The organism is Streptomyces sp. NBC_01304 (assembly GCF_035975855.1).
Taxonomy (GTDB): Bacteria; Actinomycetota; Actinomycetes; order Streptomycetales; family Streptomycetaceae; genus Streptomyces.
Genome location: NZ_CP109055.1, coordinates 2347006 through 2368169 on the forward strand (window position 1 = coordinate 2347006; position 21164 = coordinate 2368169).

13 protein-coding genes are annotated in these 21164 nt (G+C 72.2%); 9 read left to right on the plus strand and 4 right to left on the minus strand.

What is annotated here, in order from left to right; genetic code table 11:
* The first annotated feature begins 9 nt into the window (after positions 1 to 9).
* Entirely contained in the window at positions 10 to 744 is a 735-nt protein-coding gene (locus tag OG430_RS10230; protein WP_327352124.1) for a hypothetical protein, read from the plus strand.
* 6 nt (positions 745 to 750) lie between these two features.
* Positions 751 to 2625, plus strand: coding sequence for an FtsX-like permease family protein (locus OG430_RS10235; RefSeq protein ID WP_327352125.1), 1875 nt, complete (start codon positions 751 to 753; stop codon positions 2623 to 2625).
* A gap of 149 nt (positions 2626 to 2774) precedes the next feature.
* On the opposite strand, the gene OG430_RS10240 is transcribed toward OG430_RS10235, so the two are convergent.
* Together OG430_RS10240 and OG430_RS10245 are read right to left on the minus strand one after the other, a co-directional pair.
* On the minus strand, positions 2775 to 3422 hold the full coding sequence (locus tag OG430_RS10240; RefSeq protein WP_327352126.1) for a response regulator transcription factor: 648 nt from the start codon (positions 3420 to 3422) through the stop codon (positions 2775 to 2777).
* On the minus strand, positions 3410 to 4579 hold the full coding sequence (locus OG430_RS10245) for a sensor histidine kinase (protein WP_327352127.1): 1170 nt from the start codon (positions 4577 to 4579) through the stop codon (positions 3410 to 3412). Before OG430_RS10245 ends, OG430_RS10240 begins: the two co-directional genes overlap by 13 nt.
* Before the next feature lie 126 nt (positions 4580 to 4705).
* Here OG430_RS10245 and OG430_RS10250 point away from each other — a divergent pair, with 126 nt between their 5' ends.
* The 5 genes from OG430_RS10250 to narI all read left to right on the plus strand — a co-directional run bounded on the left by OG430_RS10250 (position 4706) and on the right by narI (position 11719).
* Positions 4706 to 4915 carry a hypothetical protein gene (locus tag OG430_RS10250; RefSeq protein WP_327352128.1) on the plus strand — a complete coding sequence of 70 codons (210 nt, stop codon included), beginning with the start codon at positions 4706 to 4708 and terminating at the stop codon, positions 4913 to 4915.
* Positions 4916 to 5055: 140 nt separating this feature from the next.
* The gene (locus OG430_RS10255; RefSeq protein WP_327352129.1) at positions 5056 to 8742 is read left to right on the plus strand and encodes a nitrate reductase subunit alpha; all 3687 of its coding nucleotides are present in this window, start codon (positions 5056 to 5058) and stop codon (positions 8740 to 8742) included.
* A gap of 21 nt (positions 8743 to 8763) precedes the next feature.
* Complete coding sequence (gene narH / locus OG430_RS10260; protein WP_327352130.1) at positions 8764 to 10374, plus strand: nitrate reductase subunit beta; 1611 nt, start codon at positions 8764 to 8766, stop codon at positions 10372 to 10374.
* Positions 10371 to 10997, plus strand: a complete 627-nt coding sequence (gene narJ / locus OG430_RS10265; RefSeq protein ID WP_327352131.1) for a nitrate reductase molybdenum cofactor assembly chaperone — start codon at positions 10371 to 10373, stop codon at positions 10995 to 10997. The genes narH and narJ overlap by 4 nt, the downstream gene beginning before the upstream one ends.
* On the plus strand, positions 10994 to 11719 hold the full coding sequence (gene narI, locus OG430_RS10270; protein WP_327352132.1) for a respiratory nitrate reductase subunit gamma: 726 nt from the start codon (positions 10994 to 10996) through the stop codon (positions 11717 to 11719). The genes narJ and narI overlap by 4 nt, the downstream gene beginning before the upstream one ends.
* Positions 11720 to 11751: 32 nt before the next feature.
* Here narI and OG430_RS10275 read toward each other — a convergent pair whose 3' ends face one another.
* The gene (locus OG430_RS10275) at positions 11752 to 13170 is read right to left on the minus strand and encodes an FAD/NAD(P)-binding protein (protein WP_327352133.1); all 1419 of its coding nucleotides are present in this window, start codon (positions 13168 to 13170) and stop codon (positions 11752 to 11754) included.
* Between the two features lie 214 nt (positions 13171 to 13384).
* Between OG430_RS10275 and OG430_RS10280 the strand changes: the two genes are divergently transcribed.
* Positions 13385 to 14581, plus strand: a complete 1197-nt coding sequence (locus tag OG430_RS10280; protein WP_327352134.1) for a helix-turn-helix transcriptional regulator — start codon at positions 13385 to 13387, stop codon at positions 14579 to 14581.
* Here OG430_RS10280 and dnaK read toward each other — a convergent pair.
* The gene (dnaK, locus tag OG430_RS10285) at positions 14503 to 16380 is read right to left on the minus strand and encodes a molecular chaperone DnaK (RefSeq protein ID WP_327352135.1); all 1878 of its coding nucleotides are present in this window, start codon (positions 16378 to 16380) and stop codon (positions 14503 to 14505) included. The two genes, OG430_RS10280 and dnaK, sit on opposite strands and share 79 nt — an antisense overlap.
* A gap of 182 nt (positions 16381 to 16562) precedes the next feature.
* Between dnaK and OG430_RS10290 the strand changes: the two genes are divergently transcribed.
* Positions 16563 to 21116, plus strand: a complete 4554-nt coding sequence (locus OG430_RS10290; RefSeq protein ID WP_327352136.1) for a HEAT repeat domain-containing protein — start codon at positions 16563 to 16565, stop codon at positions 21114 to 21116.
* Positions 21117 to 21164 lie beyond the last annotated feature (48 nt).

A 21164-nucleotide genomic window follows, 5' to 3' on the forward strand; every position in this document is an offset into this window, starting at 1 on the left:
GGCAAAGGGGTGAGGAAGTTCGACGGAGCAGGCAAGGAAGCGGCCAGGGAGGGCGCGCACGCCCCCGCCCTGCTCGCCAAACGCTCCCTGCGCAGCCACCGCAAGGCCTGGGGCACGGTGTTCGCCGCGCTCGCCCTCACCTCGCTGCTGCTCGGCACCTTCGCGCTGACGTTGGTGTCCACGGCTGTCGGGCACGCGCGCGTGGAGCGCTATGCGGCGGCCCCGCTGGTGGTGACCGGCGACCAGACCACGCACTTCACGGCCAAGCCGTGGGGCAGCGAGCCGAAGACCGCGAAGGCGTCCCTGACCGAACGGGTCGGGGTGCCGGAGCCTGCGGTGGGCGTGGTGGGCGACGTGCCCGGGGTACGCGAGGCGGTGCCGGACGTCGCGTTCCCGGTGGCCGTGGCGGGCAAGTCGGCGGTACAGGGCCGCCCTTGGGCAGCGGCGGAGCTGGCCCCTTACCCGATCAAGGAGGGCCGTGCGCCCTCGAAGGACACCGAAGTGGTCGCGGCGGGCCTGGCCGCCTCCCCCGGGACCCGGCTCACGGTGACCGCGCCGGACGGCACTCCGAAGACGTACACGGTCGTCGGCACCACGGACGCCGATGGCATCCACGGAGGCGGCGGTCCGGACGCGGTCTACTTCACGACGCCCGAGGCCCGTTCCCTGGCAGGCCGCCCTGCCGCCTCCGTGGACGCCATCGGCGTCCTGCCCGAACGGGGCGTGTCCGTCGGCGAGTTGTAGGCGCGCGTGCAGGACGCCCTGAACCGGGCCGGCCTGCAGGACGTCGGCGCGGGCGACCGCGCCAAGGACGACACCGGCGGGCTCAAGGTGCTCGCAGGCGACGCCCGCGGGACGGCCGAACACCTGGACGCGCCGCCCGCGCGTACGGGCCTTCTCGAAATGCTCGGATCGGTGTCGGCGACGCTGCTGATGGTCGCCGTGCTCGTCGTGTCCTCGCTCCTCGTGCAGGCACTGCAACAGCGGGCGGGCGAACTGGCGCTGCTGCGCGCCGTCGGGGCGACACCCCGACAGGTGCGGGCGGCGGTGGGCCGTGAGGTGACGCGGGTGGCGCTGCGTCCCGCGCTGCTCGGCGCGGCGGCCTCGATCCCTTCCTTCCTGGGCCTCCTGGCGCTCCTGCGGGCCCGCGAAGTCCTCCCTCCGGGCCTCGAACTTCCCACCCCCGCCTGGCTGTTCACACTGCCCCTGGCCACGGCGGCACTGACGCTCGGCGTGGCCCGGCTGACCGCCGCGATCGCGTCCGCGCGTGCGGCGAAGGTGCGGCCCGCGCAGGCGCTGGGCGAGGCCGCGACCGAGCCGCGCGTGCTGGGCAACAAGCGGCGGATCACCGGCCTCGTGCTGCTGTTCGCCGGCCTGAGCTCGGCGGGTACGGCCACCACGCAGAGCGGCGACGCGGCGGCTGCCGCGGCCGGGGCCGCCGCGGTCACGATGGTCATCGGTTGCGCGCTCCTCGGGCCGTGGATCGCCCGGGGCGCGATGGCCGTCCTGAACCGACCACTGCGTGCCCTCGGCGGCGTCGGCGGGCGCCTCGCCGCGGCCGACTCGACGGCGAACCCTCGTCGCCTCGGGGCCGCGATCACCCCGATCGTGCTGGTCACGGCGTTTGCCGCGGTGCAGCTCGGGGCCGGTACGACGATGGCGCGGGCCGGCGACGCGCAGGCCGCGCAGGCGCTGCGGGCGGACCTCGCGGTGACCGCGCCCGCCCTGCCCGCCGGTGCGGCGGACCGGATCCGGTCCCAGGCCGGCGTGGCGGCGGCCACGGAGGTGCTGCCCAGCACGGTGGTCCTTGCCCACCACGAGACGGGCGAGCCGCGCCTGGACCGGCTCCCGGTCCTCGGCGTGACCCCGCGCGGACTGGCCCGCACCCTCGACCCCGGTGTCGAGCAGGGCTCCCTCGACGGGCTGCGCCCCGGCAGGGTGTCGGTCGGCCGGGACCGGGCCGCCTCGCTCGACCTGTCCCTGGGCAGCACGGTGCGGCTCCGCTTCGGTGACGGGGTCGAGGCGCCGCTGAAGGTGGCCGCCATCCATGAACGCGCGCTCGCGGTGGGCGACTTCCTGCTCTCGCGTGAGCAGTTGGCACGGCATGTGGCTGCGCCCGGCGCCGCGCAGGTGCTGATCGCCATGAAGCCCGGCTCTTCGGTTTCCGCCGTACGCGACCGGGTCGAGCGGGCGGCCGGGCCCGGGGTGGCGGTGTCCGAGCACCCCTCTTTCCCCCGACTCCGGTTGGAGGGCGAGGAGTTGAGCGGGCTGCTCGGGCTGGTCGCGGTTGCGGCGATCGGCGGGTTCACGGCGCTGGCCGTGCTCAGCACGCTCCGGCTGATCACCATTGGCCGGCGGCCGCAGCTTCGGTTGTTGCGGCTGGTGGGGGCGGGGCGGGCCCAACTGCGGCGGATGCTGCGGGCGGAGGCCGCTGTGGTGGCTGCGGTCGGGTTGGTGGTCGGTGCGGCCGTCGCGCTGGTGCCACTGCTGGCGTTCAGCGTGGCACTGACGGGTTCGCTGCCGTATCTGCCTTTGGCGCAGGGCGTGGCGATCGTCGGAGTCGTGGTGGTGACCGCTTACGCGGGGGTGCTGTTGCCGGCTCGGCGGGCGTTGCGTCGAGGCTGAGGCAGGGACATTGCCCCCACCCCGCCCCTTCCCGAAAGTCCTCAATCGCCGGACGGGCTGACAAAGTCAGCCCGTCCGGCGATTGAGGACACCGCCCGGAGGGCGGAAAGCTCCGCAGGATTTCGGGAAGGGGCGGGGTGGGGAAGAAATCACCCCGCGTTCAGATACGCCAGCACAGCCCGAACCCGCCGATGCCCACTGTCACTCGGCGGAAGCTTCAGCTTCGTGAACACATTGCCCACATGCTTGTGCACCGAACGCTCCGTCACGACAAGGACCTTGGCAATGGTCGCATTGTCGTGCCCCTCCGCCATGAGCTTCAGCACCTCGCGCTCACGCGGCGTCAGCAAAGACAGCGGATCGTCCTTGCGCCGCCGCGCCATCAGCTCCGTCACCACCTCGGGATCGAGCGCCGTACCCCCCGCCGCCACCCGATCCAGCGCGTCCAGGAACTCATCGACCCGCCCGACCCGGTCCTTCAACAGATAGCCCACGCCCCGCGCACCCCCGCCCAGCAACTCCGCCGCATAGGTCTCCTCGACGTACTGGGACAGCACGAGCACCGGCAGATCCGGCAGCGATTCCCGCGCGGCCAGCGCGGCCCGCAGGCCCTCGTCGCGGAAACCGGGCGGCATGCGGACGTCCAACACCGCGGCGTCGGGGCGGTGTTCGAGGAGGAGCGGCAGCACCTCGGGGCCGGTCGAGGCGACCCCGGCGACCTCGTGCCCGGCCGAACTCAGGAGCAGCACAAGGCCCTCTCTCAGCAGGGCGTTGTCCTCGGCGATCACCACACGCACGGCAGCTCCACATCGATCACGGTCGGCCCCCCGACGGGGCTGGTCAGCGCCACTGTGCCATCAAGGGCGGCAACCCTGCGCCGGATGCCCAGGAGCCCCGACCCGGCCGACTCGTCCGCGCCGCCCCGCCCTTCGTCGCGTACGGAAAGGGACAGGCCCTTCGGGGCCTGGGTCAGTGCGATCGAGACCCGCTCGCTCCCGCTGTGCTTGGCCGCGTTGGTGAGCGCTTCCGCCACGACGAAGTACGCGGCGGCCTCCACGGCGGCCGGCGCCCGTGCCCCGCCGTTGTCCTCCACTGCCAGCCCTTCGGACGAGAGCACGTTCACGTCGAGACCGCTGCTCGCCGCGAGCGCCCGCACCGCGCCGGCCAGGCCCCGGTCGGTGAGGACGGGCGGATGGATGCCGCGTACGACGTGCCGCAGCTCGGCGAGGGCCTCCTCCGCCTGGTCCTGCGCCTCGTCGAGGAGGCGGCGTGCGGCGCTCGGGTCGCGGTCGTAGGCGCGGCGGGCGAGCCCGATCCGCATGGAGAGCGCGACCAGATGGGCCTGGGCCCCGTCGTGCAGATCGCGCTCGATGCGCCGCAGCTCGGCCCCGTGCGCGGCGATCGCCCCGGCCCGGGTCGCGGTGAGCTGCTCGACGCGGGTGGCGAGGGTCATGCCGGGCGAGGGCAGCAGCAGGGCCCTCGACCAGGTGGCCTCCAGGTCGACGAGCCGGGTGAACAGGGGCAGCGCGACCGGTTCCCGGCGCAGCAGCCCTGACCAGATCCCGTCGACGAGCAGGGCGGGGACCCAGCCCACGAGGGCGACGTAGAAGAGAACGAGTCCGTAGACGAGCTGGGCGGCGACCCAGCGCAGGTCGCGATAGGTACCCGGGTCGGTCGTGGCGTGCCGGATCCGCTCGGCCAGCGGCCCGGTCAGCGGCAGATACGCCTCGGGCACGGGTGCCCCGGACCAGGCGGCGGTCCGGCGCCGCTCGAAGCCGGCGAAGCGGCGAACGGTCTGCACTGTCTCGGGGAGCATGCCCGCACCGACGACGAGCATGGTCGCCGCGAGGCCCACCAGGATCAGCCCGAAGAGGATGTAGCAGGCGAAGCTCAGCCCGGCACCCACGGTCAGGTGCAGTGTGGCCCGGCCTGCCCTGCGTATTGCCTCTTTCATGGTGGTCAGGCTAGGCGACCTGCGCATTCGGCGAGGTGTAGCGGGCTACACCATTCATTGGGCAGCCCGCAGGGTCGGAACGGTGATCGCGCTACGGCAGAGTTGATCACGTCAAGCGAACACGGCTTGGCCTCGAACGCCACCCACGACCGCTACGGAGTCACCACCATGAAGGCCCTGCTCTGGGTTCTGCTCACCGCGTCCGTGCTCTTCAACGTCAGCACCAGCTTCATCTCGTCGGGCGTGACCCAGGTCCTGCTCAGCATCCCGTCCGGTCTGGTCGTCATAGGCTCCGCCGTCGGCCTCTGGCTGCTGCGCGACCGCAAGCCCGCGTAGCCCGGACGGCCCGCACGGCTCGCGCCCGGCCCTCGGCCGGAGCCCGCAACCCGTCCGGCCCCCGCCCGGATGTGCCCCATCAGCGCCACACCTAGGTTCGCCTCAAGGTGTACGCGCGCAGACCTGAGGGAGCTCGAACGGTGGCCGACAAAGTGACGGAGCCGGGCGCCGCGCTGCTGCGCGCCGGCAAGTTCTTCACCCGCGGCACCGCCGCCCCCGACCTGCACAGCGTGTCGATCAAGGGCGGCCGGGACTCGGACAGCTTCTACCGGGACCGCTGGAGCCACGACAAGGTCGTGAACTCCACGCACGGCGTGAACTGCACCGGTTCGTGCCGGTGGAAGGTGTACGTCAAGGACGGCATCATCACCTGGGAGACCCAGCAGACGGACTACCCGAGCGTCGGCCCCGACCGCCCCGAGTACGAGCCGCGCGGCTGCCCCCGTGGAGCCGCGTTCTCCTGGTACACGTACTCGCCGACCCGGGTCCGCTACCCGTACATCCGTGGCGTCCTCGTCGAGATGTATCGCGAGGCCAAACAGCGCCTCGGCGACCCGGTGCTCGCGTGGGCCGACATCCAGGGCGACCCGGAGCGGCGCCGCAGGTACCAACAGGCCCGCGGCAAGGGCGGGTTGGTGCGGGCCACCTGGGACGAGGCCCTGGAGATCGTCGCGGCCGCGCATGTCCACACCATCAAGGAGTACGGCCCCGACCGGGTCGCCGGCTTCTCGCCGATCCCCGCGATGTCGATGGTGTCGCACGCGGCGGGCGCCCGGTTCATGAGCCTCATCGGCGCCCCGATGCTCAGCTTCTACGACTGGTACGCGGACCTCCCGGTCGCCTCCCCGCAGGTGTTCGGCGACCAGACCGACGTCCCCGAGTCGGGCGACTGGTGGGACGCCGCGTACCTGATGATGTGGGGCTCCAACGTCCCCGTCACCCGCACCCCGGACGCGCACTGGATGGCCGAGGCCCGCTATCGCGGCCAGAAGGTCGTCGTGGTCGCACCGGACTACGCGGACAACGCGAAGTTCGCCGACGAGTGGCTGCACCCCCACCCCGGCACCGACGGGGCGCTCGCGATCTCCATGGGTCATGTGATCCTCAAGGAGTACTTCGTCGAGAAGAAGACGGAGTTCTTCGACGACTACGTGCGCAAGTTCACCGACCTGCCGTTCCTCGTGACGCTGACCGAGAAGGACGGCGCGTACGTCCCGGCCAAGTTCCTGCGCGCCACCGACCTCGGGCAGGGCGGTGAGGCCGGCGAGTGGAAGACCGTCGTCCTCGACGAGACCACCGGTCAACCGGCCGTCCCCAATGGCTCGTTGGGCTTCCGCTGGACCGACTCCGGCAAGGGCAAGTGGAATCTGCAGCTCGGCTCGATCAGCCCGCAGCTCTCGCTGCACGGCTCCGAGGTCGCGGCGGGCGTCGAGGTGCTGCTCCCCCGCTTCGACACCGAGGGCGGCGAGCACGGTCAGGGGCGCGGCGAGATCCTCAGGCGCGGAGTGCCCGCGACACGGCTCGGCGGGCAGGACGGGCCCCTGGTCACCACCGTCTTCGACCTGCTGCTCGCGCAGTACGGCGTCGGGCGCGAGGGGCTGCCGGGTGACTGGCCGTCGTCGTACGAGGACACGGACGCGCCAGGCACTCCCGGCTGGCAGGAGGCGCTGACGTCGGTGCCGGCCGCGAAGGCCGTGAAGATCGCCCGGGAGTTCGCCGACACCGCCGAGAAGTCGCGCGGGCGCTGCATGATCCTGATGGGCGCGGGGACCAACCACTGGTTCCACTCCGAGACCATCTACCGGGGCTTCCTGGCCCTGCTCCAGCTCACCGGCTGCCAGGGGCGCAACGGCGGCGGCTGGGCGCACTACGTCGGCCAGGAGAAGTGCCGGCCGGCGACCGGCTGGGCATCCCTGGCCAGCGCCAACGACTGGAGCCGGCCGCCGCGCCAGATGATCGGCGCGGCCTACTGGTTCCTCAACACCGACCAGTGGCGCTACGACAAGTTCCAGGCCGACGTCCTGTCCTCCCCGCTCGGCGAGGGCCGCTTCGACGGCATGACGGGCGCGGACTGCCTTGCCCTGTCGGCCCGTACGGGCTGGATGCCGTCGTACCCGACCTTCGACCGCAACCCCCTCGACCTCGCCGAGGCCGCCGAGGACCCGGTGGCCAACGTCGTCAGTGAACTCAAGGCGGGCACCTTGAAGTTCGCCGTCGAGGACCCGGACGCGCCGGAGAACTGGCCGCGCGTCCTGACCCTGTGGCGGGCGAACCTGCTGGGTTCCTCCGCGAAGGGCGCCGAGTACTTCACCAAGCACCTCCTCGGCACCCACTCCTCCCTGCGGGCCGAGGAAGCCTCCGAGGACGTACGGCCGCGTGATGTGAAGTGGCACGAGGACGCCCCCGAGGGCAAGTTGGACCTGCTGCTCTCCCTGGACTTCCGGCAGACGTCCTCCACGCTGCTCTCGGACGTCGTCCTTCCTGCCGCCACCTGGTACGAGAAGCACGACATCGCCACCACGGACATGCACCCCTACGTCCATTCGTTCACGCCCGCCGTGGACCCGCCCTGGCAGGCCCGCAGCGACTTCGACACCTTCCTCGACCTGGCCCGCAAGTTCAGCGAGCAGGCCCGCGCGCACCTCGGCGTCCGCAAGGACATCGTGGCCACCGCCCTGCAGCACGACACCCCGGGCGAGACGGCGCAGCCCGGCGGGGTGGTCCTGGACTGGAAGAACGGCGACTGCGAACCGGTGCCGGGCAGGACCATGCCGGGCCTCGCCGTCGTGGAACGCGACTACACGGCGATCGGCGAGAAGTTCGCCTCGCTCGGCCCGCTCGTGGAGAAGCTGGGCCTGCCCGTGAAGGGCATCGCGTTCAGGCCCGACCAGGAGGTCGAGAGCCTCAAGGAGCGCAACGGCACGGTCCGCGGCGGCCCCGCCGACGGCCGCCCCCTCCTGGACACGGCGGTCAAGGCGGCGAACACCATCCTCGCCCTGTCCGGCACGACCAACGGCCGCCTCGCCACCCAGGGCTTCCACACCCTGGAGGAACGCACCGGCCAGGAGATGGCGCATCTCGCCGCCGAGCACGAGGGCAAGCTGATCACGTACGCGGACACTCAAGCCGCGCCCGTCCCCGTGATCACCTCCCCGGAGTGGAGCGGCAGCGAGGCGGGCGGGCGGCGCTACACAGCCTTCACCCTCAACACCGAGCACCTGAAGCCCTGGCACACCCTCACCGGCCGCCAGCACTTCTTCCTCGACCACGACTGGATCCATGAACTGGGCGAGGCGCTGCCGGTGTACCGGCCGCCGCTGGACATGAACAAGCTCTTCGGCGAACCGGTGCTCGGCCCGGACGGCGAGAAGCAGGTCACGGTCCGCTATCTGACCCCGCACAACAAGTGGTCCATCCACTCCGAGTACCAGGACAACCTGTTCATGCTGTCGCTGTCCCGCGGCGGTCAGTGCATCTGGATGGCCCCGCAGGACGCGGAGTCGATCGGCGTGAAGGACAACGACTGGATCGAGGCGGTCAACCGCAACGGCGTGGTCGTGGCCCGCGCGATCGTCTCCCACCGCATGCCGGCCGGCACGGTCTACATGCACCACGCGCAGGAACGCACGGTCAACGTCCCCAAGGCGGAGGCCAGCGGAAAGCGCGGCGGCATCCACAACTCGCTGACCCGGGTCCTGATGAAGCCGAGCCATCTCATCGGCGGCTACGCGCAGCTGTCCTGGGCGTTCAACTACCTCGGCCCGACGGGCAACCAGCGCGACGAAGTGACCGTCATCCGCCGCCGCTCGCAGACTGTGACCTATTAGAAGCCTGGAGTACTGATTCCCATGCGCATCAAGGCTCAAATCGCGATGGTGATGAACCTCGACAAGTGCATCGGGTGCCACACCTGCTCGGTCACCTGCAAGCAGACGTGGACCAACCGGACGGGCATGGAGTACGTCTGGTTCAACAACGTCGAGACCCGCCCCGGCCAGGGCTATCCGCGCCGCTACGAGGACCAGGACCACTGGAAGGGCGGCTGGACCCTCAACAAGCGCGGCGGCCTGAAACTGAGGAACGGCGGCCGCATCAAGTCCCTGCTCGGCATCTTCTCCAACCCGAAGCTGCCGGAGATCAAGGACTACTACGAGCCCTGGACGTACGACTACAAGAACCTCACGGACGCCCCGCTCGGCGACGACTACCCGGTGGCCGAGCCGCGCTCGCTGATCAGCGGCAAGCCGATGAAGGTCGAGTGGTCCTCCAACTGGGACGACAACCTGGGCGGCGCCTACGAGCACGGCGACCTGGACCCGATGGTCGCCAAGACCCGCGAAAAGGCCGCGGAGAAGGTCAAGTTCCAGTTCGAGCAGACCTTCATGTTCTACCTGCCCCGGATCTGCGAGCACTGCCTCAACCCGTCCTGCGTGGCCTCCTGTCCGTCCGGCGCCATCTACAAGCGGGAAGAGGACGGCATCGTCCTCGTCGACCAGGACGGCTGCCGCGGCTGGCGCAAGTGCGTCACCGGGTGCCCGTACAAGAAGATCTACTTCAACCACAGCACGGGCAAGGCCGAGAAGTGCACGATGTGCTACCCGCGCATCGAGGTGGGCCTGCCGACGGTCTGCTCCGAGACCTGCGTGGGCCGCCTGCGCTACCTCGGGGTGATCCTGTACGACGCGGACAAGGTGACCGCGGCCGCCGAGACCGAGGACGACAAGGGGCTGTACGAGGCCCAGTTGGGCGTCTTCCTCGACCCGGAGGACCCCGAGGTGCGGCGCGAGGCGGAGAAGGCGGGCATCCAGTACGACTGGATCGAGGCGGCCCGCCGCTCCCCCGTGCACGCCCTGATCAGCAAGTACAAGGTGGCGCTCCCGCTGCACCCGGAGTACCGGACGATGCCGATGGTCTGGTACATCCCGCCGCTCTCCCCCGTCGTGGACGCCTTGACGGAGACCGGCTTCGACGGCGAGGACGCGGACAACCTCTTCGGCGCGATCGACACCCTGCGCATCCCCCTCGAATACCTCGCGGAGCTCTTCACCGCGGGCGACACCGGCCCGGTCCGGTCCTCCCTCAACAAGCTCGCCGCGATGCGTTCCCACATGCGGGCCATCAACCTCGGCGACCGCCCGGCGCACTCGATCGCCGACTCGGTGGGCATGAGCGGCCCCGAGATCGAGGAGATGTACCGCCTACTCGCCATCGCCAAGTACGAGGACCGGTACGTCATCCCGACCGCCGCGATGGGCGACGCCAAGCGCCTGGAGGAGTCCGCGGTCCCCGACTCCTGCTCCCTGGACCACGCGGACGGGCCCGGCATGGGCGGCGACGGTCCGCTGGGCGGGGACTCGGGCCGCAAGAACCTGCCCCTGGTGACGATCGAGAACTTCCACGCGGCCCGCAAACGCCAGACGGCCGACGCCGAGCCCGACGACGTGAGGGAGCAGCAGTGAAGACCTCGAAGATCTCCGGGAACGCGGTTCTGTACCAGGCGGCGGCGCTCTGCCTGGCCTACCCCGACGACGAGTTCCGCTCGCGGCTCCCGCTCGTCCGGGAGGCCGTCCCGGAGCTGCGTACGTTCGTCTCGTACGCGGAATCCATCCCCCTGCCCGAGCTGGCGGCCGACTACGTCCGGGTCTTCGACTTCAAGAACCGGCACAGTCTGTACCTGAGTTGGTGGCGGGACGGCGACACCCGGCGGCGCGGGATGACGCTGGTCGGCTTCAAGCAGACCTACCGGGAGCACGGCCTGGAATTCACGGGCGAGGAACTGCCGGACTTCCTCCCGGCGGTGCTCGAATTCTCCGCCCAGGCCGGGACTTTGCTCCTGGAGGAGCACCGGGCCGGGCTCGAACTCCTCCGCCTCGCCCTGACCGACCACGGCACGCCGTACGCCTCCGTCCTGCAAGCGGTCTGCGGCACGCTCCCGGGCCCCTCCCCGAAGGACAAGGCGGAGGCTCAGGCGCTGGCGCGCAGCGGGCCGCCGATGGAGGACGTCGGGCTCGAACCGTTCGGCTCGCCGCGACTGCTGCCGCTCATCGACGCGGAGCCCGCACTCACCGGAGAACCTTCATGAATACGCTGCTGTGGGGCGCCCTTCCGTACATCGCCGCGGCCCTGCTCGTGGCGGGGCTCATCTGGCGCTACCGCTACGACAAGTTCGGCTGGACGACCCGCTCGTCCCAGGTCTACGAGTCGAAGCTCCTCAACATCGCCTCGCCGATGTTCCACTACGGCATCCTCTTCGTGCTCGTCGGTCATCTGATGGGCCTGTTCGTGCCGGAGTCGTGGACGGACAAGGTCGGCATGTCGGAGCACACCTACCACCAGCTGTCGCTGTTCGGCGGGACGGCGGCGGGCGCACTGACCGTGCTCGGCATCCTGATGCTCCTGTGGCGCCGACGCACCAACACCCCGGTGTTCAAGGCGACCACGGTCAACGACAAGCTCATGTATCTGGTGCTGCTCGCGGCGATCGTGATGGGCATGTGGGCCAAGCTCACCAACTCCGGCCTGGACGAGGGCTACGACTACCGGCAGACCATCGGGCCGTGGGCCCGTTCCATTTTCGAACTCCAGCCGAAAGTGGACCTGATGGTGGGGGTGCCGCTGACCTTCCAGATCCATGCGGTGATCGGGCTTCTCCTGTTCGCCCTGCTGCCGTTCACCCGCCTCGTGCACATGTTCTCGGCGCCGGTGCAGTATCTGTTCCGGCCGTACGTGGTGTACCGGAGCCGGGACTCCAAGCAGCTGGGGGCGCGACCGGAGCGCCGGGGCTGGGAGCGGTCGGAGCCGTAGTTCGGAGCCGTGGTCCTCGGCGGCGGCCGGACTCATCGGCCGAGGATCGTCTGCGCGACCTGTGCCGCTTGAGCCGCTATGCCCGCGATGCTCGACGTGATGAACGAACCGCCCCCGGCGAGGTCGCCCACGACGTGCAGGCGCGGGTCGGCCGGAACCACGCCGCCGGCCGGGTGCAGCGCGGCCGAGCCATCGGCCAGCAGGGCCGTGACCAGGGGGCCGGCCGCCGGTGGGATCGCCCGTGGCGGCGGGTTCACCGCGTTGATCACTGCGTCGAAGGTGCGCTCGCCGTCGTCGCCGTACACCCGGAACACCCCGTCCGCCGCCTCGATCTTGCGGACACCCGCGACGGCGGCGAGTTGCCCGGAGTCGAACAGCCGCAGCACGGTGGCAGCGTTCACCGGGACCATCGGTGAGGCCACGCTCGTCGCCGTGCGGAAGTGGCGGCGCAGTAGCACGCGGTCGGGTTCGGGCAGCAGCCGCCACGCGTACGGGCCCACGCTGTGCGCCGTCTCCTGGAGGACCCGGCGGCCGATCCTCGGGTCATCGACAGCGGCCAGCTGCGCCCGCAGGCGCCGGACGGGATCCTCGGTCTCGGCCGCGTGGAGTTCGGCCGCGAAGGCTTCGAAGTCCTCGCCCGCCTCGGCCAGTTCGGTGCGCAGCAGCCCGGTGAGGTCCGCGAGGGTGACTCCGCCGTGCTGCCGGTGCAGCGCTGCCACCCGCTCGGCGGTCACGTGCTGCGGACGGTGGTCGACCGGGCGCTGCCAGACGTGGGGCAGCACTCCGCTGCGGGACAGCAGCATGATCGGCCCGGTGTGCCCGCGCGCGGCCAGCGACACGACGATGTCGACCGCGGTCAGGCCGCTCCCGATGACCGCGACGCCACTGCCGGGCGGGACCCGGTCGAGGGTGTCGGCCAGCGGGTAGGGATCCGCCACGAATCCGGCGACGCCGGCGAGACCGTAGTGGTCCTGCGGCGCTCCCCCGCCCACGCACAGGGCCACGTGGTCCGCCTCGTAGCCGCGTCCGTCCTCGGTGCTCAGCGACCAGCCGGCCCCGGACCGGGCCGCCCCGGTGACGCGGGCCGTGACGACGCGCACCTGCCAACCGTCTGCGCGCAGCGCGGCCAGCGCCGTCTCGGCGGTGTGTGCCAGGTACTCGCCGAACAGCGCGCGGGGAACCAGCGGTTGGCCCAGCCGTTCGTCGAGGTGAGCGGGGCCGCGCGAGCCCAGCCAGGCCGCATAGTGCGCGAAGTCCAGGTGCCGGATCGACATGATGGCCGGGGGTGCGTTGACCAGCACCGTGTCCAGGTCCGGGCCGTAGGGGCGGCCTCGCCACAGGTACGGGGACGGCTCGAACACCGTGATGGCCCCAGGGCCTTCGGCCGTCTGCGCCAGTCTGTCCAGCAGACCGACGGCGGCGGCACCTGCTCCGACGAGGGCGATGTGCATGTTCTTCCCCTTACGACTACGACGTTGCGGTGGCGACGTTCCGGGCCGCATCCGAAGTGCGGCCCCGACGTCATCGAGCCTCGCCGTCGGCAGCGCCGAGCCCCATCCCCCGCGAGCGGTGACCGGCGGGGAATGCCCCCCCCTCAAACGGGGGGTTGGTGCAGGACAGGGGAGCGGGCAGGGTGGTCTGCGTCCGGACGACGGGGGGATTTCCATGTCCGATGCGCGCGCCAAAGTCTTGTCGGCTGCCCGGCGGGCCACCGACACCCGGGAACTCTTCAGCCGTACGTCCGCCGAGCTGCGCCGGCTGATGCCGTTCGACTCGGCCGTATGGGCGGCCACCGACCCGGAGACCGGTCTCGTCACCACGCCGATGCTGGTGGAGAACCTGGGCTCCGGCGAACGCTGCGCCGGGTACTGGGAGAGCGAACTCCTGGAGGAGAACGTCCTGCCGTTCCGGGATCTCGCCCGCGCCGCCGTCCCGGCCGCCGGTCTGCGTGAGGCCACCGGCGACCTGCCCGCGCGCAGCGCGCGCTTCAGCCGGCTGCTCGAGGGCCAGGGCGTCGACGACGAGCTACGGGCCGTGCTCCGGATCGGCGACCGGCCTTGGGGCGTGGTGAGCCTGTTCCGGATGCGCGGTGGCGTCCGGTTCGGCCCGGCCGAAAGCGCGCTGCTCGCCGGTCTGTCCGGCCCGCTTGCCGCGCAGGTGCGCCGGTTCGCCCGCCCGTCCTCGTCCGGCGGCACGGCCGACGCGCCCACGCCCGGGCTGGTGCTCTTCGACCCCTCCGGCGAGCCGACGTCGATCAACGAGGAGGCGCGAAAGCATCTCGCGCGCCTGCCCGAAGGTCCGTCCATTCCCACGGAGTTGGGCCTGAGGCTGCCGATCTGGGTGGTCGCCACCGTGCTGCAGGCCCGGGCGATCGCCCGGGGCCGCGAGCGGGCAGGCGGCGCGAGGGTACGGATCCGAACCCTCGACGACCGCTGGCTGACCTGTCATGCCTCCTGCCTCGACGGCCCCGCCGGGCGGCCCGGTCCCGTGGCACTCGTGATCGAGCCGACGGCGGCCGCCGACCGGGCCGTCCTCATCGCCGAGGCGTACGGTCTGACTCCCCGCGAGCTGGAGATCACCCATCTCGTCACGCGCGGGCTGCCCACCACCGAGATCGCCGCGACGCTGTTCATCTCCCCGCACACCGTGCGCGACCATCTCAAGGCCGTCTTCGGCAAGGCGGAGGTCTCCAGCCGGGGCGAACTCGTCGCACGGCTCTTCGGCGAGCACTACCGCCCCCGCGTGAGTGCCCCACCTGGCCGGTCCGGTGGGGGTGCGCATGCTCAGGCCGCGCCGTCCTTCGGCCCCTTCTCGTCATCGACGATCTCCGCGTCCACGACGTCCTCGGACCCCGGAGCCTGATCCTCGGGCTCAGCCTCGGGAGACGCCGCGTCCGACGGGGCCTCCTGCGCGGCGGCGTACATCGCCTGCCCCATCTTCTGGCTCACCACGGCCAGCTTCTCCGTGGCCGCGCGCAGCACCTCCGTGTCCTCGGCCGAAGACTCGATCTTCTCCTTCAGCTCGGAGAGCGCCGTCTCGACCTCCGCCTTCGTATCGGCAGGGATCCGGGACTCGTTCTCCTGCACGAACCGCTCGGTCTGATAGGCCAGTTGCTCGGCCTGGTTACGGGTCTCGGCTGCCACCCGGTGCCGCCGATCCTCGTCCGCGTACTGCTCCGCGTCCCGCACCATCCGGTCGATGTCGTCCTTCGGCAGCGCGGACCCGCCGGTGACGGTCATCTTCTGCTCGCGCCCGGTCGCCCGGTCCTTGGCCGAGACGTGCATGATCCCGTTGGCGTCGATGTCGAAGGTGACCTCGATCTGCGGCACGCCGCGCGGCGCGGGCGGCAGGCCCGTCAGGTCGAAGACGCCGAGCTTCTTGTTGTACGCGGCGATCTCGCGCTCCCCCTGGAAGACCTGGATGCCCACCGAGGGCTGGTTGTCGGCAGCGGTGGTGAAGACCTCCGAACGCTTCGTCGGGATCGTGGTGTTGCGCTCGATCAGCTTGGTCATGATGCCGCCCTTGGTCTCGATCCCGAGGGACAGCGGCGTGACGTCGAGCAGCAGGACGTCCTTCACGTCGCCCCGGATGACCCCGGCCTGCAGCGCGGCGCCCACGGCGACCACCTCGTCGGGGTTGACCCCCTTGTGCGGGTCCTTGCCGGTGAGCTCCTTGACCAGCTCGGTCACGGCGGGCATCCGCGTCGAGCCGCCCACGAGGATGACGTGGTCCACGGCCGCGAGCTTGATCCCGGCGTCCTTGACCGCCTGGTGGAAGGGCGTCTTGCAGCGCTCCAGGAGGTCCGCCGTGAGCTCCTGGAACTGGGCGCGGGTCAGCTTCTCGTCCAGGTGCAGCGGGCCTTCCGCAGATGCCGTGATGTAGGGCAGGTTGACGGTGGTCTCGCCCGCCGACGACAGCTCGATCTTGGCCTTCTCGGCGGCCTCGCGCAGCCGCTGCACGGCCATCTTGTCCTTGGCGAGGTCGACCCCGTGGCCGTTCTTGAACTGCTTGACCAGGTGGTCCACCACCCGCTGGTCCCAGTCGTCGCCGCCCAGGTGGGTGTCGCCGTTGGTGGCCTTGACCTCGATCACGCCCTCGCCGATCTCCAGGAGCGAGACGTCGAAGGTGCCGCCGCCGAGGTCGAAGACGAGCACGGTCTGCTCGTCGCCGCGGTCCAGGCCGTACGCGAGGGCGGCGGCGGTCGGCTCGTTGATGATGCGCAGGACCTTCAGGCCCGCGATCTCGCCGGCCTCCTTGGTGGCCTGGCGCTGGGTGTCGTCGAAGTAGGCGGGGACGGTGACCACCGCGTCGGTGACCGTCTCGCCGAGATACGACTCCGCGTCGCGCTTGAGCTTCTGCAGGACGCGGGCCGACAGTTCCTGCGCGGTGAAGCGGGTGCCGTCCACCTGGCCCTCGTGCGGGAAGCGCCAATCGGGCTCGCCCATATGGCGTTTGACGGAGCGGGCGGTGCGGTCGATGTTGGTGACCGCCTGCCGTTTGGCGACCTCGCCGACGAGCACCTCGCCGTTCTTGGCGAAGGCCACCACGGAGGGTGTGGTGCGGGCCCCCTCCGCGTTGGCGACGACGGTGGGCTCGCCCCCCTCCAGTACGGCGACCACGGAGTTCGTCGTACCGAGATCAATGCCGACCGCGCGTGCCATGTCAGTCCCCTTCCGGAGTCTTCCGATGTCCCGATCCCTGCCCGCGTGCCCTGGAGCTCCAGCACAAAACTTGAGCGATGCCTTGTCAATCCCCCGGGCCGGTACTGCAGCCGACCGCCGTCGGCTCCTCTCCCGCAGCAATCCGTTGGAAAGGCCGCCCGCACGGTGCCTAGGATCCGCTGGTGACGACCTCGCCGACAGACCACGGTTTCGGACAGCTCCTGAAGGACGACGACCCCCGTCGACGCCATCAGGGTCTGCTCCGGCTGGCCGCCCACCCTGCGGCGGGCCCCGCCGAGGAAGCCGCACTCGCGGCGCTCCTGCCCACCTCCGTGGCCGAGCCCGCCGAGGCGGCCCTGGTGCAGGCGGGCCTCCACGAACGCCTCGGGCGGCACCTCGAAGGCGCCCGCCACCTCCAGTGGCGTACGGCCGATCTGCCGGTACGGGTCCAAGTGGCGTGGCTGCGCGCCGAGTTGCTCAACGATGCGGCGGTCGTCCGGAACGAACCCGCGGGCGAGCTCCTCCACCAGGCCGTCCGCAGCACGGACTTGGCCGCCGCCCACCGGCCCGACGAACTCGTCTCCGCACTCGCCGACAGCACGGACCCGGTGCTGCGCCCGGAGGCGCTGCGCCTCGTCCGCCAGGGCCTGCACACGGGCCTGCTCGCGCCCGCCCGGGTGCGCGCGCGGCTGGCGGCGCTCGTCGAGGGCCGGACGGCAACCGCCGTTCTACGTGAACTCGCCGAGCCCTGGGCGGCGTTGGAGCCGTGGCCGCGCGAGCGGTTCACTCCGTTCCTCGCCGCCGACGCGGCGTCGGCCGAGCCCGGGCGTGCCGAGGCCGCGCTCGCCGCGGTGGCCCGGCACGGCCACGGGGACGTACTCCGGACGACCCTCGAAGACCCGGACCTGCCGCCCGCGCTGCGCCGCCGCGCCCTGGAGCTCCTCGGCGACCTGGCCGAGCGCGGCGACATACCCGGGCTGACGTCGTTCGCGGGCCGCGATCCGCTGCTGTTCGGCGGGCCGTTGGTGACGTGCCTGCGCGGGCTGCACCGGCGAGGCCACTTCCCCTCCGACGCGCAGGCCGGGCCGGTCGTCGCGCTCGCCCTCGCCGATCACTCGATTCCGGCGGGCGAGGTCGCCACGATCCTGTTCACCTGCCGCCAGGAGATGTTCCGCGCCCTGACCGGGGCCGCGCCGGACGACCCCTCCTGGCCGCGGCGGCTGGACCTCCTGGTCGCGCTGGCCGGTCAGGGCCTCGCGGGCGACCCGCCGATCGGCGACGCGATCACCGACGTACTCCCGCTGACTCCCGCGCCCGCCCCCTTCCTGCACGCGCTCCGCACCCTGCGCCACACCCCGGCCGAGGACGCCGTGCTCGCGCTGCTGCCGGCGCATCCCGGTCCGGTGCTCGACGCCCTGGAGGCCATCGGCGGTGAGCGGACGGCCGCGGCGCTACGCGCGGGTCTGTGCGGCGCGGGTCCGATCGCGCCGCCTCTTCGGGCGGTACGGCACCGGGCGCTGGCCCTGCTGTGGCAGCTGACCGACGACCCGGCCGGCCGGCGCAAGCTCCTCGACCGGCTCGACCCCGCCGATCTGCCCGGCCCCGTCGCGGCCGATCTCGGCGGTCCCGACGAGCGCGAACTGGCGTTCCTGCGGGCCCACTTGGACCCCGAGCAACCCGTGGCGGCACTCTGCCGTCTGGCCGCCCACGGGGGCGCCGACCTCCTGCCCGTCCTGGCCGATCTCGTCCTGCGCATCGTGGCCGAGCAGGCCGCCTTCCTGGAGCCGGGCGGTCCGGAGGCGGTCCGCACGCGGGACGAGCTGCCCGCTGACGCGCCCGCAGTGCCGCAGGAAGTCCTGGACGCCATACGTGCGTTGGGCGCCCGGCTGCACCGGCGGGGCAGGATCCGGCCGGTCTGTCTGCTCGACGCGGCGGGCCCGGACGAGGCGGGCCACGCACTCGTCGCGGACCTGGCCCTCGGCCTGCTCGACCGCGACGACCTCGGTGACGGCGAGCAGTCCATCCTGCTGGAACTCCTGCTCAGGGCCCCGTCCCCGCACATCCGCCCCCGGGTGCACCGGCTGCTTCGCCACCGCGACCGGCACGTCCGCAAGCAGGTGATCGCGCTGCTGGGGCCCGGGCAGGGCACCTCGGGCGACGACGCGCAGGCCCTGTCGGCGACCCTCATCACGCTGACCCGGGCCGAGGACGTCCAGACCGTACGGCAGTCGCTGCTCGCGCTCGGCCGGGCGCGGGCCGACTGGGCGGCGGGGGCGATCGCCGAGTGCCTGGACCACCCCGCCATGAACATCAAGAAGACCGCTGCCGAGGTGCTGTCCCGGGCCGGGGCGCCCGCGGCGGTGCCGAAGCTCCTGTACTGGCTCGGCCACCACGGCAATCCCGGTCTGCGTTCCGCCGTACTCGGCGCCCTCCGGCAGATCCTCGGTGACGCCTGGGCGGCCACGCTGATCGCTGCCGCCGAGCGCGCCGAGGACGCCCGCGAGCTGCTGATCCTGGGGCTGGACCGGGCCCTGTCCGCGCGGGCCGTCGCCGCCCTGCACGCCCAGGGTTCGCCCGTCGCCCCGGCGCTGCTCGCCCTCCTGGCCGAGGAGCGGATACGCCTCGCCACCGGGGAACTCGGCGAACTGGCGCCCCTCCTGGCGGAGCACGGCCACGCGGTGCCCGCCCCTGCCGAGCCCGACGTCGAAACGCTCTTCGCCGACGGCTGGCATCCCGAGGCCGCCCTGCGCATCGCCGCACTGCCTCAACTGCCGCATCCCCTCGGGCTGCGGACGCTGCGACCGCTGCTCGCCGACTGGCTGGAGCTGGCCGCCGCGCGGCCCGCCGACCGGGACCGGCTGCTGCGGGTCACGCTGCTGCTCTGCCCGGCTCCGTGGGCGGCCTGGGAGCTGTCGACGTACGCCCGGTTCAAGGGAGTTCTGCTGGCGGGGCTCGCCGAGGCCTCGGGGGCGGACCGGGACGGGCTGCTCGCCGTGCTCGAAGCGGTCGCGGCCGAGCTCCCGGCGGCCGAGGCGCCCGAGGTGCTTGGTGCGGTGCGCGCGCTGCCGCCCGCCCCGGCGGGCGTACGCTCCACGCTGCCCCTGCTGCGCGCCCTCGGCGCGGTCCTGGTCCGCGCCGACCTCGACCGGGCCCTCGCCTCGGCGGGGCTCACCCCCGACCCGCGACGGGCCGAAGTGGCGTTGCTGCACGAGGCGTTCGGAGCGTCGGAACCCGTCCGGGCCGCCGAACGGGCCGACGAGGAGTGGCGAGCCTCGCTCACCGAGGCGGCCCGCACACCCGACGCACTGCGGGAGTTCCGGCGCCGGTCCGAGGACAGCACGAGCGCGGTCTTGGTCGCGGACGGCACGACCGGCGCGCCCGGAACGACCGGCACGGCCGGCACGGCATCCGGCACCGTGGGGCGCCCGCCTTCTCCGCCCGACTCCCGCACCCGCCTCACGGCCCTGATCGACCTCTACCCCGACGCCGGCCAGGCGGTCCGTGCCGCGCTCCTCGGCTGGATGACCGCGCTCCAGCCCCTCGACACCCCGGCCTGGATCCTCACCGAGACCGGCGATCCGTCAACTGACGTACGTCCAAGGGTCGTTGCGGTCGACGACCTCGACCAGCCGCGCTCGGCCGCCCAGTTCCAGCGCCTGGCCGCCATGCTGGAGGCACCCGGGGAAGACCGCCGGAACGCCGCCGCCGGAGCCCTTCTCGACTGGCCGGAACCCGAGACCCGCCTGCTCGTGCTGCGCGCCTTCCTCCGGGGCCGCGTCACCGTGCCGGTCAGTGGTGAACTGGTCCGCCCCCTGCCCACCCTCGGCAAGCGCGACCTCCAGGCGGACGGCGTCCGCCCCGACCGGCTGCTCCAGGCCGCGGCCGCGCTCGAACCGGCCGGCCTGGAACCACTGCTCCCCCTCCTCCTCGACCAGTGGGAGCACGGCTCACCCGCCCTGCGGGTGCAGGCCGCAGGGCTGCTCCACCGCGTCCCCGCCGACGTCCTCGCCCAGGCCCTCGAAGGCCAACTCGCCGCCGGGCGCTGGGGATTCGTCGACCTTCTTCTCGGACGTACGCTCCTGAGGACGCCCGCACTGGCCCGGACCCTGGAGCGGCTGCGCGCCGAGGGCCGCGACGCGATCGCCGACCGCATCCTGCTCGTGGACGGCCCGCTGCGCGGCCCGGACTCCGCCGCCGAGGACGCCGCCGCGCTCTCGGCCCTGCTCACCCGCACCCCACCCGGCACCCCCGCAGGCCGCACCACCCGCGAGGAGACCCGCGAGCTGGCCCGTACGGGCACCCCGGAGCAGGTGCGCCGGGCCCTGACCCGGCTGACCGAGGACCGAGACCCCGAACTGGCCGAACTGATCGGCGAGTTGCTGCACCACCCCAAGCCGGGCATCAGGCTGCACGCCCACCGCGCCGCGCGCACCGCACTCGACCGGGCGGCCTACCTGGCACACACCGCGCTGCTCCTCGACGACCCCGAGCCGAACGTCGTACGGATGGCGGTCCAGACCCTCGGCCACGCCGCCTGGGAGCCCGCGATCCCGGCCGTGACCGCGCTGCTCGCACATCCGCACCCCGTCGTCCGCAGGGCGGCGGCCGACGGCCTCGTCCGGATCGGCACACCGGCGGTGCCCGCACTCCGCCACGCCTCGGCTCACGCCCGCCCCGACCGCCGGGAACGCTACACAGCCGTGCTCGACCGGATCGAGGGTGCGGCGGACGACTAGGGCGTGTCCGGCGGATCTTCGCGGAAGAGCCCGCGGCGTCTGGTGCGT

Excerpts from the sequence above, each read along its gene's own strand:
- narI (WP_327352132.1), top strand. The coding sequence starts at position 10,994 with ATGAATACGCTGCTGTGGGGCGCCCTTCCGTACATCGCCGCGGCCCTG.
- OG430_RS10280 (WP_327352134.1), top strand. The coding sequence starts at position 13,385 with ATGTCCGATGCGCGCGCCAAAGTCTTGTCGGCTGCCCGGCGGGCCACC.
- dnaK (WP_327352135.1), bottom strand. The coding sequence starts at position 16,380 with ATGGCACGCGCGGTCGGCATTGATCTCGGTACGACGAACTCCGTGGTC.
- OG430_RS10245 (WP_327352127.1), bottom strand. The coding sequence starts at position 4,579 with ATGAAAGAGGCAATACGCAGGGCAGGCCGGGCCACACTGCACCTGACC.
- OG430_RS10275 (WP_327352133.1), bottom strand. The coding sequence starts at position 13,170 with ATGCACATCGCCCTCGTCGGAGCAGGTGCCGCCGCCGTCGGTCTGCTG.
- narH (WP_327352130.1), top strand. The coding sequence starts at position 8,764 with ATGCGCATCAAGGCTCAAATCGCGATGGTGATGAACCTCGACAAGTGC.